Genomic DNA, 14,051 nt, shown 5'->3' with positions numbered 1-14,051 from the left:
TCGCTTCCTTGTTCAATGGCCTGACCTGGTATCGGGCCTCATGTTGTCAACATAGCGGGATTGAGGCGCGCTGCAAAGTCCTGGCCGAGCGCCTCAATCCTTTACTGGAAAGGTGGGGTAGGCCTCCAGTAAAAGCCCTAATTCGTTGCAGACGAAGCGTGGCTCGATCCATTGGCTTAAATGCTCATGCACATAGTGCAGAAAGCGCTGAGCAGTGGGGGGCAAGCGCTGGTCGTTGCGCACGATGAACTGCCAATGGCTTTCGATGGGCAAGCCAGCGATGGAAAGTACAGCCAGTTCGGAGTGCTCGTTGGGCAGCACGTGCTCTGACAATACCGCTACCCCCATGTCGGCGGCCACGCCCACGCGAATGGCTTCGTTACTGGCCATTTGCAGGGTCTTGCGCATGGTCAGGCCATGCTCCTGTAACCAGCTTTCCAGCAGCATGCGCGATGCCGAGCCGGGCTCGCGGAGCAGCAGGCGCTCGCCGAGCAGTTGCTCCATGGTCACGTTTGGCTGGCTGGCCAGCGGATGATGGGCGGCAGCAATGGCCACCAGCGGGTTGCGCATGAAGCGGGCCGCCACGGCGTGGGCCAGGGCAGGGGGGTGGCTGAAGATATACAAGTCGTCTTCGCGCCGCTCGAAGCGAGCCAGGACCTGCCGTCGATTGCCGATATTAACGGTGACGTCCACATCAGGGAACGCGTGGCTGAACGGGCCCAGCAGGCGCGGCAGCACGTACTGCGCCGTGTTCACCAAGGCAATGCTGAAGCGCCCCTTGCTGCCATATTGCAAATCGCTGAGCTGGTCCGCGAAATCATCGAAGCGCCCCAATACGTCACGGCTGGCCTGATACAGCGCCTGGCCCGTGGCGGTCATGGTCAGCCCTTGAGCGTGGTGCTCCAGCAGCGGGCTGCCAATGGCCTCGCTCAGCCGCTTCAACTGCTGCGACACGGTGGGTTGTGTCAGGTGCAGCTGCCGGGCGGCCTCGCTGATCGAGCCATGGCGCACCACGGCGACATACACTTGCAACAGACGAAAGGTTAAATGGCGGATATTCACGAAGGCAGCCTTTATACGAAGGTCAAGTTCAGGGTATAGAGAATCATCTATGCCGAGCATTCAATATATGATTAGTTGTCTTGCCGTGTACATCGCAAAATGCGGCCACTTTCATCCGATGGAGCAGCGGCGATGCCCGATATAGTGGTCATGTTTTTTCTACTTGGACTGTTGGCTGGCGCGGTCAAGTCCGACCTTCAGGTTCCCAAGGCCACCTACGACACGCTGAGCCTGTTGCTGATGCTGACCATTGGCCTCAAGGGGGGCATGGCGCTGCATGGCAACCTGCACTGGGGGCTGGTGCCCGAACTGATGGGCGTAGCGCTGCTGTCTGCGGTCATTCCCTTGATGTTGATGCCCGTGCTCAGGCGGTTGGTACGCCTATCGCCGGCGGACAGTGCCAGCATTGCCGCCCACTACGGTTCGGTGAGCGCAGGTACCTTCGCTGTGGCACTAGCGTATGTGGAGGCGCGCCAGTTGGCCGTGGGCAGCGAGGTCACCCTCTATCTGGTGGCCATGGAGCTACCCGCCATCATGATCGCCATTGCCCTGTACCGGCGCTACCAGGGCGCAGCCGTCAAGGAAAGTACCAGCAAACTGTGGCATGAAACGCTCACGAACCGTGGAGTCATCCTGCTGGCGGGCGGTGTCCTCATCGGTGCGCTTTACGGCCCCTTCCAGGGCGAAGAGGTCACCAATCTGTTTACCGGTGCCTTCAAGGGCGTGTTGGCCCTGTTCCTGCTCGAGATGGGCCTGACTGCCGCCCAAACGCTACGGCCAATGCCCTGGCATCACTGGCGGTTGGTGACCTTTGCGCTGGTCACGCCCATGGTGTTGTCGCTGATGGGGATTGCCGTGGGAGCGCTGGTCGGCCTGCCGATTGGTTCGGTGGTGATTCTCGCGACCCTGGCCGCCAGCGCCTCGTACATCGCGGCCCCGGCCGCCATGCGGGCCGCCATCCCAGAAGCCAACATCGGCCTCGCCATGCTGGCCTCGCTGGGCATCACGTTCCCGCTCAACGTGATGCTGGGCATCCCGGTCTACCACCGGCTGATCGAGTGGCTGCTGGTGTCGTAACGCCATGGTTTCTGGGCGCTTTCACCGCGCCCAGAAACGAAAAAAGCACCCGAGGGTGCTTGATTCGAAGGGGTGTCTGGTGGAGGCGGCGGGAATTGAACCCGCGTCCGCCAGCACGCGCCCATTGGCTCTACATGCTTAGATTTCGTCATTTGCTTTAACGTGTCTGACTCCGACGATCAGGATTCAGCTACGCGAGCCTTCTAAAGTTTGACGGTTGGCGAGAAGACACCACCAACCGCGGTCCTATCAGCTTTAGCTCATATCCCCGCTGCGATGAATAGGCACATCACTTTGGGGCCAGACAAGAAGCTAGCAGGGTTTAAGCTGCCAGCGCGCCTTGAGCGTAGTTTTCGTCGTTTGCGACTATTTTTCGTGATGTGGTATTTACGAGATACATCACGCTCTCGGCATGCACCGCAGGGTTTGTCACCGGCGTCGAAACCATGTCGCCCCCTTGTTCAGAGCCGCATTCTAACGTGCTCGTGCCCAATTGACCAGTTATGCCTTGTTATGTTCCCGCATAATTCGGCCTTTCTGGCGATTCCAGTCGCGGTCCTTCTCGGTGGCGCGCTTGTCATGGATCTTCTTGCCCGTCACCAGCGCCAGCTCGCACTTCACCTTGTTGCGCTTCCAGTACAGCTTGAGCGGTACACAGGTGTGGCCCTTGTCCTGCGTGACCGAAAAGATCTTGGCGATCTCCTTGCGGTGCAACAGCAGTTTCCGGGTGCGGGTGGGGTCGGCTATTTCATGGGTGCTGGCCGTGTTCAGTGGCGTGATATGGCTGCCCAGCAGGTATGCTTCGCCGTTGCGAATCAAAATATAGGTGTCGGTGAGCTGCGCTTTTCCGGCGCGCATGCTTTTGACTTCCCAGCCTGCCAGTGCCAGGCCCGCTTCGAAGGTTTCGTCGATATGGTACTCAAACCGCGCCTTCTTGTTCTGGGCTATCACGCTGCTGCCGGGGCCCTTGCTGTTACCTTTCTTAGTGGCCATGGAACCTCATCGTTGATCTGTCGTTCGCACCCCCTTCGTTATGCGGGGAGGCGTGATACCATTCAAGGTCTGTAACTATGTTTCCCATGATACGCTTTGGGCACTGTGAAGTCAGCGGAGAGGTCAATGCCAACCGTCAATCGTACCGCTTTGGTGCGCCATACCCCCCAGCAAATGTTCGATCTGGTCAATGACTTCGAACGCTATCCCGAGTTCCTGCCGGGATGCCGCCGCGCGCGTCTGCTGGAAAAGGACGATCAGCACCTGGTCGGAGAAATGACTCTGGGTCGTGCGGGGGTCGAGCAAACCATCACTACGCGCAACGACCTGCACGCACCAGAGCGGATCGAGCTTTCGCTGGTCAAAGGGCCCTTCAAGCAGCTCAAAGGCCGCTGGCTGTTCATCCCCATGGGGGATGATGCTTGCAAGGTCAGCCTGGAAATGGAGTTCGTATTCGCCAATCGGTTGCTGAGCATGGCATTTGGCAAACTGTTCCAGCAGATTGCCGGGCAACTGGTCGATGCCTTCACCAAGCGCGCCAACGAACTGTATGGCCGTTGATGACATTGCTGTCGAGGTAGCCTTCGCGCTGCCTCACAAGCAGCGTATCGTCGCGCTGAAGGTACCCAGCGGCACCACTGCCAGAGCAGCCGTTGCCCTGGCCGACCTGCCCAGCCTGTTTCAGGAGCTGCCCGCCGAGACCTTCGAGCAGGCGCCGCTGGGCATCTTCGGCAAGGCGTTGCGCCACCCCGATAAGGAGCCGCTGCGCGAAGGCGACCGTGTAGAAGTCTACCGGCCGCTGCAGATCGACCCCAAAGCGGCCCGCCTGGAGCGGGCCAAACGTCAGGCCAGCGGCCAGTAGCCGTTACTGGGCAATCGGTACTGGCTGGGGGTCGGGGGCGGTCTCAGGCGTGGGGGCCTGCTGGGTTGGCTGCATGCTGTCCATTGGGTCAGTGCCTTCGACGGCAGGCCCCATGCCGCGGTCAGAGCTGACCGGCAGGTCGCTAGACAGGTCGCCTTGCTGCTCGACGTTCACCAGTCGGCCAGCGTTATCGAAGGTGAGCGTGACGCGACGCTGTTCCACGCCCCCGTACGCTTTATCGAGGCGGTATACGTAGTCCCACTGGCGGGCATCGAAGGGGGCTTCCAGCAGCGGCCTGCCCATCACATAGGTGACCTGTTCCTGGGTCATGCCCGGCTGGAGCTGGCTGACCATCTCCTGGGTGACCAGGTTGCCCTGGGGGATGTCGCGCTTGTACACGCCGACGTAACTGCAGCCGCTAACGACGGTCAGGGCAACGGAAAGAGTAATGATACGAGTCAATTTTTGCATTTGAGCCTGTTCTTCACTATCGTGGTTTCGGTCGATGATACCCGACCTAACCTGTTACTGCGAAGAGCAACCATGGCCGATCAGAACCATGAACTACGCAAAGCCGGGCTGAAAGTGACCCTGCCGCGCGTCAAGATCCTGCAGATTCTCGAAAATGCTTCGGGCCAACACCACCTTAGCGCAGAAGAAGTGTATAAAACACTGATTGATGCGGGCGAGGATGTTGGTCTGGCGACCGTCTACCGCGTGCTGACTCAGTTCGAGTCGGCAGGCCTTGTGATTCGTCACAATTTCGACGGTGGCCATGCGGTCTTCGAGATGACCCAAGAAGACCACCATGACCATATGGTGTGTCTGGAAAGCGGTGAAATCATCGAGTTCGTCGATGACATCATCGAGCGTCGCCAGCAAGAGATCGCCGAAGAGCACGGCTACGAGCTAGTGGACCACGCTCTGGTGCTGTACGTACGCCCCCGTGGGTCGGACGTCACGCGCCAGGACAGTGGCCCCACGAACCGCAAGTAGTCCGCTGCCACATGAAAACGCCCTTGGGGTGCCAGAGTAGTTCATCTGGCGCCTCAGGGGCGTTTTTGTAGGTCGCGTGATGGCCGAAGCGCTGCCTTCGCCCGGCGAAGGGCAAAGGCTTGGCGTGGGCTTGGTTGAGTTTGGTTGAACTTAGTGAGGAGGGCGCTGGCTGGCGTGAAGCATCTCACGTGCATGGGCCAGGGTCTGGTCGGAAAGTGTCACGCCGCCCAGCATCCTCGCCAGCTCGCTAATCCGGCCGCGTTCGTCCAGCAGCGCCATGTGGGTGAGCGTGGTGTCTCGCTTGGCGCGCTTTTCGATGTGCAGATGCTGGTGCGCCTGGGCAGCCACTTGAGGCAGGTGGGTTACGGTCATTACCTGGCCGTTTTCGCCTAGTTTACGTAGCAGTTGGCCGACGATTTCCGCCGTTGCCCCTGAGATACCCACGTCGACCTCATCAAACACTAGGCTTGGAATCGTCGAATGCGAAGCTGCCACTACTTGAATGGCCAAGCTAATGCGCGACAGCTCGCCACCGGAAGCGACTTTGGTGAGCGGCCGGGCGGGTTGGCCCGGGTTGGCGCTGATCAGGAATTGCACATGGTCCAAGCCCTCGGGGGAAGGCGTTTCGCGTGGGGTGACGTCCACGTCGAAACGTGCTTTGCCCATGGCCAGGAAGGCCAACTGCTGCTGCACCTCTTTGCCCAAGCGAACAGCAGCCTTTTGGCGTGCTTCGGTGAGCTGTTTGGCTTCGCTGCGGTAACGCTCGCGGTACTCGGCCACTTGACTGCTGAGAGCTTCTAAATCATCGTCGCTGGCTTCCAACTGTGCCACTTCCTGTTTGAGCTGGGCGTGCAGCGCGCAAATCTCCTCTGGGGCGACGTGGTGCTTGCGGGCAATGCGGTGTACATCGCCCATGCGCTCTTCCACCCATGCCAAGCGCTCAGGATCTAATTCAGTGGTGCTGGCTAAGCGGTGCAGCTCGCTGGCGGCCTCTTCTACCTGAATGCGGGCGTCGCTGAGCATGGTGAGCGTATTGGCAAGCGTGCCTTTATCGCTGCCGGGTAGGGCGCTGAGGTGGGAGTAGGCCTGGTTGAGTAGCGACAGCGCACCGCCTTCATCGCTTTCACAGCAGTCGGCGGCAAACTGGGTTTCGCGCAGTGTTTCTTCGGCGTGGGCCAGCGTGTGCTGCTCCTCTTCGAGGGTTTGCAGCTCTCCTTCTGCCAAGCCTAGCTGATCGAGTTCTTCAACCTGATAGCGCAGCAGCTGGCGTTTGGCTTCTACTTCGCTGCCCTCTTCGCTGAGCTTTTTCAGCCGACGGCGAACGTTGCGCCACTCACGGAATGTTTCAGCAAGCTGGTGGCTGCGTTCGCGTAAACCGGCGTAGTCATCCAGTAGCGCCAAATGCGTTTCTTCGCGCATTAAGGCTTGGTGGGCATGCTGGCCATGAATTTGAATCAGCTGCTCGCCCAGGGATTTCAGGTCGGCAATGGTGGCCGGGTGGCCGTTGATCCATGCTTTGGAGCGCCCGCTGGCGGTAACGACGCGGCGTAACAGGCACTCGTCGGTAGGCAGTTCCCGGGCCTGCAGCCACTCGATGGCGGCGGGCAGGTGTTGAATGTCGAAGCGGGCGGAAAGGTCGGTGCGCTCGCAGCCGTGGCGCACGCTGCCTGCGTCGGCACGCTCGCCCAGGCAGAGCCCCAGCGCGCCCAGCAAGATGGATTTACCCGCCCCGGTTTCCCCCGTGATGGCGGTCATGCCACGGCTGAGGTCGAGTTCAAGGCGGTCAACAATCGCGTAATCCTGGATCGCTAGCTGTGTCAGCATGAGGCCTCCTGAGGCGGTGCATCCCGAGTGCTGGATGCTTATCCAATAATTGTTGTTTTATACAGTAGTCGATAACTCACTTCAATGCCCCTCTTGAGATGGCTTTGATGGCCCCCATATAGCTTTCATCCGTGGTCTAAATCCCGCGAATCAACTCAGGTGGCCGCCAACGGCACCGCTACGTATTTCAGGAGCAAGGCATGGCTAAAGAACCGCAAACCCCGTTGGATGAAGAGCTGGCGCGTCAGGAGCAGGAAGCCGAAGTCACGGAGCCAACGGCAGAAGAGCGCCTGGTAGAAGGCGAGCTGGAAGGGCTGATCGATGACGATGCACCGCTGAAAGATAGCGCTGGTAGCCCCGAAGCCGACGTGCTGGCCGCTCAGGTAGAAGAACTCGAGCAGAGCCTGGCGGAAGCCAAAGACCAAGCGCTGCGGGCTGCTGCCGAAGCTCAGAATGTTCGCCGCCGGGCGGAGCAAGAAGCCGAAAAGGCGCGCAAGTTTGCCCTAGAGAAGTTTGTCAAAGAGCTGCTGCCCGTGGTGGATAGCTTGGAGAAAGCGCTGGAAAGCATGCAGGACGATGCGTCCGAGGCGCATCGCGAAGGTGTCTCCATGACCCTCAAGATGCAGCTCGACGTGCTGAGTAAGTTTGGCGTCGAAAGCATCGAGCCTCAGGGCGAGCCCTTCGATCCACAGGTGCATGAAGCCATGGCGATGGTGCCGAACCCAGAGCTCGACCCCAACACCGTGATGGAGGTGATGCAGAAAGGCTATCTGTTGAACGGCCGCCTCGTGCGTCCTGCCATGGTCGTGGTCAGCCAAAAAGCGAATTAAGCCGCGTTGACGCATTGCCGCAAAAAAAGCCCTTGAAATGCGGCAAGCGGCCCCCAAATAAAGGTCAACCCCGCGGGATAAGCCCGCAACTTGTTTAAAGAACAAATTTTTTAGTTTTGTAACAACTGAATTCGAGGTTTTTGCTATGGGACGCATTATTGGAATCGACCTGGGCACCACTAACTCTTGTGTGGCCGTGCTCGATGGTGATAGCGCTAAAGTCATTGAAAACGCCGAAGGCGGTCGTACCACGCCTTCCATCATTGCCTACACCGATGACGGCGAAACGCTGGTCGGTCAGGCGGCCAAGCGCCAAGCCGTGACCAACCCGGAAAACACCCTTTACGCCATCAAGCGTCTGATCGGTCGTCGTTTCAAGGACGACGTCGTGCAAAAAGACATCAAGATGGTGCCGTACAAGATTGCCGAAGCCGACAACGGTGACGCGTGGGTAGAAGTCAAAGGCAAGAAGATGGCTCCCCCGCAGGTCAGCGCCGAAGTGCTGAAGAAGATGAAGAAGACCGCCGAAGACTACCTTGGCGAGCCGGTGACCGAAGCGGTCATCACCGTTCCGGCCTACTTCAACGACAGCCAGCGTCAGGCCACCAAAGATGCGGGCCGTATTGCCGGTCTGGACGTCAAGCGCATCATCAACGAGCCGACTGCCGCAGCGCTTGCCTACGGCATGGACAAGTCTCGTGGTGACAAGACCATCGCGGTCTACGACCTGGGCGGCGGTACCTTCGATATCTCCATCATCGAAGTCGCCGATGTCGATGGTGAAACCCAGTTCGAAGTACTGGCCACCAACGGTGACACCTTCCTGGGCGGTGAAGATTTCGACCTGGCGCTGATCAACTATCTGGTCGACCAGTTCAAAACCGACAGCGGCATCAACCTGTCGGGCGACAACCTGGCCATGCAGCGTCTGAAGGAAGCCGCCGAGAAAGCCAAGATCGAGCTTTCCAGCGCTCAGCAGACCGACGTCAACCTGCCGTATATCACGGCAGACAACACAGGCCCGAAACACCTGAACGTCAAGGTGACTCGTGCCAAGCTGGAGTCGCTGGTAGAAGACTTGGTGCAGCGCTCTCTCGAGCCATGCAAAACGGCTCTGAAAGATGCTGGCCTGTCCGCGTCTGAAATCGACGAAGTGATCCTGGTCGGCGGCCAGACCCGCATGCCGATGGTTCAGAAGAAAGCGGCAGACTTCTTCGGTAAAGAAGCCCGTAAAGACGTCAACCCCGATGAAGCCGTCGCCGTAGGTGCCGCGATTCAGGGTGGCGTACTGGGCGGCGACGTGAAAGACGTTCTGCTGCTGGACGTCACGCCGTTGACCCTGGGTATCGAAACCATGGGTGGCGTCATGACGCCGCTGATCGACAAGAACACCACCATCCCCACCAAGAAGACTCAAACCTTCTCGACGGCGGATGACAACCAGACGGCGGTGACCATTCACGTCGTGCAGGGCGAGCGCAAGCAAGTGTCGCAGAACAAGTCGCTGGGTCGTTTCGACCTCTCCGACATTCCGCCGGCACCGCGTGGCGTACCGCAAATCGAAGTGGCTTTCGATCTGGATGCCAACGGTATCCTGAACGTGTCGGCCAAGGACAAGGCGACGGGCAAAGAGCAGTCCATCGTGATCAAGGCGTCCAGCGGCCTGACGGACGAAGAGATCGAGCAGATGGTTCGCGACGCCGAAGCCCACGCCGACGAAGACAAGAAGTTCGAAGCGCTGGTGCAACTGCGCAACCAGGCGGACGGCATGATTCACGCCACCCGCAAGACCGTGCAGGAAGCGGGCGACAAGGCCACCGATGACGAGAAACAAGCCATCGAAACGGCCATCGCCGAACTGGAAGAAGCGGTCAAGACCGATGACCAGGACAACATCCAGAAGAAACTGGATGCGCTGACCGAAGCCTCCGGCCAGCTGGCGCAGAAGATGTACGCCGAGCAGGCAGACGCTGCCCAGCAGGCAGGCGCAGAAGGCGCGGAAAGCACCAACGCCAAGCAGGACGACGACGTGGTTGACGCCGAGTACGAAGAAGTCAACGACGAGCAGAAGAAGCAGTAACCCACCTCTTTCTGCCAAGGAAAGCGGTGACGCGGGAGGCAACTCCCGCGTTGCTGTTTCCGCGGCCGAGACGCCAATAGTGCGTAGCTAACCAGGAGGCGTAGGACCCATGTCCAAGCGCGATTATTACGAAGTCCTGGGTGTCGAAAAAGGGGCCGATCAGAAAGAGATCAAAAAGGCCTATCGCCGTCTGGCGCAAAAATTCCACCCTGATCGAAACCCGGACGATAACACCGCAGCGGAAAAATTCCGCGAGGTGTCAGAAGCCTACGAAGTCTTGAGCGACGGCGAAAAGCGCGCCGCCTATGACCAGTTTGGTCATGCCGGTGTGGATGGCCAGGGCGGTGGCTTTGGTGGCGGCGGCTTCGGCGGCGGAGCCGGTGATTTTGGCGACATTTTTGGCGATGTATTCGGCGACATCTTCGGGGGTGGCGGTGGTCGTCGGCGGGGGCCCAATGCGCCCGCGCGAGGGTCCGACCTGCGCTACAACCTGGAGCTGGACCTCGAAAGCGCCGTGGCCGGTACCACGGTGGATATTCGCGTTCCGCGCCATATCGAATGTGACCGCTGTGACGGTGGCGGTGCCGAGCCAGGCTCCTCCAAGGAAAGCTGCCCCACGTGCCACGGCCATGGCCAGGTACGCATGCAGCAGGGCTTCTTTGCGGTTCAGCAGACCTGCCCCACGTGCCATGGTAGCGGCCAGCACATCAAAGTGCCGTGCCACAAATGTAATGGCGAAGGGCGTGTACGCGAAACCCGCACTCTCTCGGTGAAAATTCCGCCGGGTGTCGATACCGGTGATCGCATTCGCCTCAATGGCGAAGGCGAAAGCGGCGTGAATGGCGGCCCAGCGGGCGACCTGTACGTACAGGTGTCCATCAAGCCTCACCATATCTTCCGCCGCGACGGCAAACACCTGCAGTGCGACGTGCCGATCAATTTCGTGGACGCCGCGCTGGGAGGCGAGCTGGAAGTGCCGACGCTGGATGGACGCGTGAAGCTGAAGATCCCACCGGAAACCCAAACCGGCAAGCTCTTCCGCCTGCGCGGCAAAGGCGTGAAGCCCGTTCGTGGCGGCACCCCCGGCGACCTGCTGTGCAGGGTAGTGGTGGAAACGCCCGTCAATCTCAACGACGAGCAGAAAGACCTGCTTCGCCAGCTGCAAGAGAGCTTCGATGGCAGCAACAGCCACAGCCACTCACCGAAGAAGACCGGCTTCTTCGATAGCGTGAAGAAGTTCTTTGAAGAGATGAAGCCGTAAGGTCTTTATCTATTTCATGCAGTTTGTGTAGCAACGCTAAAAACCAGCATCCATTGGGTGCTGGTTTTTTGTTGCATGTAGCTAGGTGGCTGCACCGTTGCAACGAATTCTCATTCAACGCTTGGCTCTTATCGCGGTGGGGATTAGGCTAGTGGGTACTCACCCGCCACCTATATGGAGAGATCTCTATGCCTTTATCCCGAGCAGAAATTGCCACCCCATCCGGCGCGCGGTTGATCAATCGCCTGTGTAAACATTGGGCGCATAAGCTTGAGGTGGAGCACAGTGAGCAGGACGCCAAGATCGTGTTTGCCAGCGGTACTTGCCTGATGCACGCCGAACCTGATCGGCTGCTGGTCTCCATCGAAACCCTGGAAGAAGAGCACTTGGATCAGCTAGAGGGCGTGGTCGAGAGCCATCTAATGCGTATGGCGAAAGACGAGTCGCTGGAGATTGTCTGGGAGAATTGAAAGTGCATGAAGGGCGCTGCCGTTAGCGCCGCATCGCTAAGGGTGGTCTGCTATAATCGCGGCCACCTTTTTTGTTTCTCGCTGATGCCGAACGGCACACGCACAGGAGTTCCCATGACCCGAATTGCCATTGTGGGCGTAGCTGGCCGTATGGGCCGCACGTTAGTCAACGCCATAGAACAGGATGCCGGTGCCGAACTGGCCGGGGGAATCGTCGAGCCGGGCAGTTCGCTGGCAGGGGCGGATATCGGCGAGCTGGCAGGCGTAGGCAAACGGGGAGTGGTGGCGGTGGACTCGTTGGCGGCCATCGTGGACGACTTCGACGTGCTGATCGACTTCACGGCGCCCAAGGTGACGCTGGCGAACCTGGCGTTTTGTGCCGAGCACGGCAAGCGCATCGTGATCGGCACGACCGGCATGAACGATGACGAGCTGGCCGAGCTGGACAGCTACCGCGACCGCGTGGCGATGGTATTTGCACCCAACATGAGCGTCGGCGTGAATCTGACCCTGAAACTGCTGGAAACGGCGGCCAAGGCGTTGGGCGACGAAGGCTACGACATCGAAGTGATCGAGTCTCACCACCGCCATAAGGTCGATGCGCCGTCCGGAACGGCCATCAAGATGGGCGAAGTGGTGGCGGAGAGCCTGGGGCGCACCTTGAAGGAGCACGGCGTTTTCGAGCGTGTGGGGCAGTGCGGCCCGCGTACCGATAAAGAGATCGGTTTTGCTACCGTGCGGGCAGGCGATATCGTCGGTGAGCACACGGTGATGTTCGCCACCGAAGGCGAGCGCATCGAAATCACCCACAAGGCGTCCAGCCGCATGACCTTCGCCAAAGGGGCTGTGCGGGCGGCGCGCTGGGTGGCCGCTCAGCCGCATGGCCGTTATGACATGCAGGACGTGCTGGCGCTGAGCTGAGCCGTGGGCTTTTGTTAGACCAGGGTCGGCATAAAACGCTGGCCCTGGGGCGCTAAATGCTGTAACATTCCAAAAATTTTGGCCCAGTGGCTGCAAAAAGCAGCACCATATCGACAGTCAAGCACCAAGCTGTCGAAAGAGCACCGCGCTTGTTGCACTGGTCGTCAAGTGGGAAAAGTAGTCAGCGACATGCTGCGCCATGGCCAACACCGTTATGAAGGCCACGGAAAGAGAACAACAAGCGGGATGAAACCGATTTTTTTATTGTCGGCTTCGTCCCGCTTTTTTACGACCCGACGTTTGTACGCAAACGCCGTAACCGGATCGCCGAGCCTGCGCCCACAGGCTCCCACCAGCATGGGAGAACGTGTTTTGAATAACCCCGCATTGAGCAAACCCGCGATATTGGCCCTGGAAGATGGCAGTGTGTTTCATGGAACGGCCATCGGCGCGGATGGAGTCACAAGCGGTGAGGTGGTGTTCAATACAGCCATGACCGGCTATCAGGAAATTCTCACCGACCCCTCTTATACCCGCCAGATCGTCACCCTGACCTACCCGCATATCGGCAATACCGGCATCAATTCCGAAGACATCGAGTCCGCGTCCATTGCGGCGGCGGGCCTGGTGATTCGCGATCTCCCCCTGCTGGCCAGCAGCTTCCGTTCCGAACAGAGCCTTTCCGATTATCTGGTCAGCCAGAACGTGCTGGGCATTGCCGATATCGACACCCGCCGCCTGACGCGCATTCTGCGTGACAAGGGCGCCCAGAACGGGGCGATTCTGGCAGGTGCCGAGGCCGAAGGTGATGATGCCGTCGAGCGTGCGCTGGCGGCGGCGAAGGCGTTTCCGGGCCTGAAGGGCATGGACCTGGCGAAAGAAGTCTCCTGCAAGGAGGCCTATGAGTGGTCGGAAGGCGAGTGGGCCTTGGGCGAAGGCTATGCGGATGCGAGCCAGGGCGAGCGTCCTTACCATGTGGTCGCGTTTGATTACGGTGTTAAATTCAATATCCTGCGTATGCTGGCGGCGCGTGGCTGCCGCTTGACGGTGGTGCCTGCGCAAACCCCTGCGGCAGACGTGCTGGCCATGAACCCGGACGGCGTCTTCCTGGCCAACGGCCCCGGCGACCCCGAGCCCTGTGACTACGCCATCAAAGCGATCCAGGAAGTGTTGGAAACCGACACGCCGGTGTTCGGCATTTGCTTGGGCCACCAGCTGCTGGCGCTGGCCTCCGGTGCCAAAACCGTCAAGATGGGCCACGGCCACCACGGTGCCAACCACCAGTTTTTTTTTTTTTTTTTTTTTTTTTTTTTTTTTTTTTTTTTTTTTTTTTTTTTTTTTTTTTTTTTTTTTTTTTTTTTTTTTTTTTTAGGTGCAAGATCTGGATACCGGTACGGTGATGATCACCAGCCAGAACCATGGCTTTGCCGCCGATGAAGCGACCCTGCCTGCTAACGTACGTGCGACGCACCGCTCGCTGTTCGATGGCACCCTGCAGGGTATTGAGCGTACCGACCGCCCGGCGTTTAGTTTCCAGGGCCACCCGGAAGCCAGCCCTGGCCCGCGCGATGTAGCGCCGCTGTTTGATCGCTTTATCGCCATGATGCAGGCGCGCCGCTAAGTTAGCCGCGCTGCCTCTCATTGCCTAGTTACGCCGTTTTGATGCTCATCGTCA

The 14,051-nt window shown here is 59.3% G+C and carries 13 protein-coding genes, 1 other RNA gene and 1 pseudogene; 10 read left to right on the top strand and 5 right to left on the bottom strand.

Going from position 1 to position 14,051, the window contains the following annotated elements; translation table 11 throughout:
* Positions 1–93: 93 nt before the first annotated feature.
* Positions 94–1,062: a LysR family transcriptional regulator gene (locus tag RVM27_RS06885; RefSeq protein WP_498957638.1), complete on the bottom strand. Its 969-nt coding sequence runs from the start codon at positions 1,060–1,062 to the stop codon at positions 94–96.
* A 132-nt stretch (positions 1,063–1,194) separates the two neighbouring features.
* Here RVM27_RS06885 and RVM27_RS06880 point away from each other — a divergent pair, with 132 nt between their 5' ends.
* The gene (locus RVM27_RS06880; protein ID WP_227407472.1) at positions 1,195–2,139 is read left to right on the top strand and encodes a sodium-dependent bicarbonate transport family permease; all 945 of its coding nucleotides are present in this window, start codon (positions 1,195–1,197) and stop codon (positions 2,137–2,139) included.
* Positions 2,140–2,216: 77 nt separating this feature from the next.
* Here the strand turns inward: RVM27_RS06880 and ssrA are convergent.
* Positions 2,217–2,596: a transfer-messenger RNA gene (gene ssrA / locus RVM27_RS06875) on the bottom strand.
* Positions 2,597–2,640: 44 nt separating this feature from the next.
* The gene (gene smpB, locus RVM27_RS06870; RefSeq protein ID WP_039181437.1) at positions 2,641–3,132 is read right to left on the bottom strand and encodes an SsrA-binding protein SmpB; all 492 of its coding nucleotides are present in this window, start codon (positions 3,130–3,132) and stop codon (positions 2,641–2,643) included.
* Between the two features lie 126 nt (positions 3,133–3,258).
* On the opposite strand from smpB, the gene RVM27_RS06865 reads away from it, so the two are divergent.
* Positions 3,259–3,693: a type II toxin-antitoxin system RatA family toxin gene (locus tag RVM27_RS06865; RefSeq protein WP_039181434.1), complete on the top strand. Its 435-nt coding sequence runs from the start codon at positions 3,259–3,261 to the stop codon at positions 3,691–3,693.
* Positions 3,683–3,994, top strand: a complete 312-nt coding sequence (locus tag RVM27_RS06860; RefSeq protein WP_193461358.1) for an RnfH family protein — start codon at positions 3,683–3,685, stop codon at positions 3,992–3,994. Before RVM27_RS06865 ends, RVM27_RS06860 begins: the two co-directional genes overlap by 11 nt.
* A gap of 3 nt (positions 3,995–3,997) precedes the next feature.
* On the opposite strand, the gene RVM27_RS06855 is transcribed toward RVM27_RS06860, so the two are convergent.
* Entirely contained in the window at positions 3,998–4,465 is a 468-nt protein-coding gene (locus RVM27_RS06855; protein WP_193461357.1) for an outer membrane protein assembly factor BamE, read from the bottom strand.
* 72 nt (positions 4,466–4,537) lie between these two features.
* On the opposite strand from RVM27_RS06855, the gene fur reads away from it, so the two are divergent.
* Complete coding sequence (gene fur / locus RVM27_RS06850; RefSeq protein WP_016915905.1) at positions 4,538–4,990, top strand: ferric iron uptake transcriptional regulator; 453 nt, start codon at positions 4,538–4,540, stop codon at positions 4,988–4,990.
* Between the two features lie 150 nt (positions 4,991–5,140).
* Here the strand turns inward: fur and recN are convergent, their stop codons facing one another.
* Positions 5,141–6,814, bottom strand: coding sequence for a DNA repair protein RecN (gene recN / locus RVM27_RS06845; RefSeq protein ID WP_498957636.1), 1,674 nt, complete (start codon positions 6,812–6,814; stop codon positions 5,141–5,143).
* 200 nt (positions 6,815–7,014) lie between these two features.
* Between recN and grpE the strand changes: the two genes are divergently transcribed.
* The 6 genes and pseudogenes from grpE to carA all read left to right on the top strand — a co-directional run bounded on the left by grpE (position 7,015) and on the right by carA (position 13,997).
* Positions 7,015–7,644: a nucleotide exchange factor GrpE gene (gene grpE / locus RVM27_RS06840; protein WP_498957635.1), complete on the top strand. Its 630-nt coding sequence runs from the start codon at positions 7,015–7,017 to the stop codon at positions 7,642–7,644.
* 145 nt (positions 7,645–7,789) lie between these two features.
* Positions 7,790–9,724 carry a molecular chaperone DnaK gene (dnaK, locus tag RVM27_RS06835; RefSeq protein WP_096921580.1) on the top strand — a complete coding sequence of 645 codons (1,935 nt, stop codon included), beginning with the start codon at positions 7,790–7,792 and terminating at the stop codon, positions 9,722–9,724.
* A 109-nt stretch (positions 9,725–9,833) separates the two neighbouring features.
* The gene (gene dnaJ, locus RVM27_RS06830; RefSeq protein WP_227407476.1) at positions 9,834–10,985 is read left to right on the top strand and encodes a molecular chaperone DnaJ; all 1,152 of its coding nucleotides are present in this window, start codon (positions 9,834–9,836) and stop codon (positions 10,983–10,985) included.
* A 188-nt stretch (positions 10,986–11,173) separates the two neighbouring features.
* Positions 11,174–11,455, top strand: a complete 282-nt coding sequence (locus tag RVM27_RS06825; protein WP_044629464.1) for a DUF2218 domain-containing protein — start codon at positions 11,174–11,176, stop codon at positions 11,453–11,455.
* Positions 11,456–11,569: 114 nt separating this feature from the next.
* The gene (gene dapB, locus RVM27_RS06820; RefSeq protein ID WP_287806454.1) at positions 11,570–12,376 is read left to right on the top strand and encodes a 4-hydroxy-tetrahydrodipicolinate reductase; all 807 of its coding nucleotides are present in this window, start codon (positions 11,570–11,572) and stop codon (positions 12,374–12,376) included.
* 387 nt (positions 12,377–12,763) lie between these two features.
* Positions 12,764–13,997: pseudogene (carA, locus tag RVM27_RS06815) on the top strand (glutamine-hydrolyzing carbamoyl-phosphate synthase small subunit).
* Positions 13,998–14,051 lie beyond the last annotated feature (54 nt).

Origin of the sequence: Halomonas sp. KM007, assembly GCF_050709225.1 — a bacterium.
Lineage (GTDB): Bacteria > Pseudomonadota > Gammaproteobacteria > Pseudomonadales > Halomonadaceae > Vreelandella > Vreelandella hamiltonii.
Note: the sequence above shows the minus strand (reverse complement) of the source record. Positions and strands in the feature narration are given on the sequence as shown.

Excerpts from the sequence above, each read along its gene's own strand:
- RVM27_RS06880 (WP_227407472.1), top strand. The coding sequence starts at position 1,195 with ATGCCCGATATAGTGGTCATGTTTTTTCTACTTGGACTGTTGGCTGGC.
- smpB (WP_039181437.1), bottom strand. The coding sequence starts at position 3,132 with ATGGCCACTAAGAAAGGTAACAGCAAGGGCCCCGGCAGCAGCGTGATA.
- RVM27_RS06865 (WP_039181434.1), top strand. The coding sequence starts at position 3,259 with ATGCCAACCGTCAATCGTACCGCTTTGGTGCGCCATACCCCCCAGCAA.
- RVM27_RS06860 (WP_193461358.1), top strand. The coding sequence starts at position 3,683 with ATGGCCGTTGATGACATTGCTGTCGAGGTAGCCTTCGCGCTGCCTCAC.
- RVM27_RS06855 (WP_193461357.1), bottom strand. The coding sequence starts at position 4,465 with ATGCAAAAATTGACTCGTATCATTACTCTTTCCGTTGCCCTGACCGTC.
- fur (WP_016915905.1), top strand. The coding sequence starts at position 4,538 with ATGGCCGATCAGAACCATGAACTACGCAAAGCCGGGCTGAAAGTGACC.
- recN (WP_498957636.1), bottom strand. The coding sequence starts at position 6,814 with ATGCTGACACAGCTAGCGATCCAGGATTACGCGATTGTTGACCGCCTT.
- grpE (WP_498957635.1), top strand. The coding sequence starts at position 7,015 with ATGGCTAAAGAACCGCAAACCCCGTTGGATGAAGAGCTGGCGCGTCAG.
- dnaK (WP_096921580.1), top strand. The coding sequence starts at position 7,790 with ATGGGACGCATTATTGGAATCGACCTGGGCACCACTAACTCTTGTGTG.
- dnaJ (WP_227407476.1), top strand. The coding sequence starts at position 9,834 with ATGTCCAAGCGCGATTATTACGAAGTCCTGGGTGTCGAAAAAGGGGCC.
- RVM27_RS06825 (WP_044629464.1), top strand. The coding sequence starts at position 11,174 with ATGCCTTTATCCCGAGCAGAAATTGCCACCCCATCCGGCGCGCGGTTG.
- dapB (WP_287806454.1), top strand. The coding sequence starts at position 11,570 with ATGACCCGAATTGCCATTGTGGGCGTAGCTGGCCGTATGGGCCGCACG.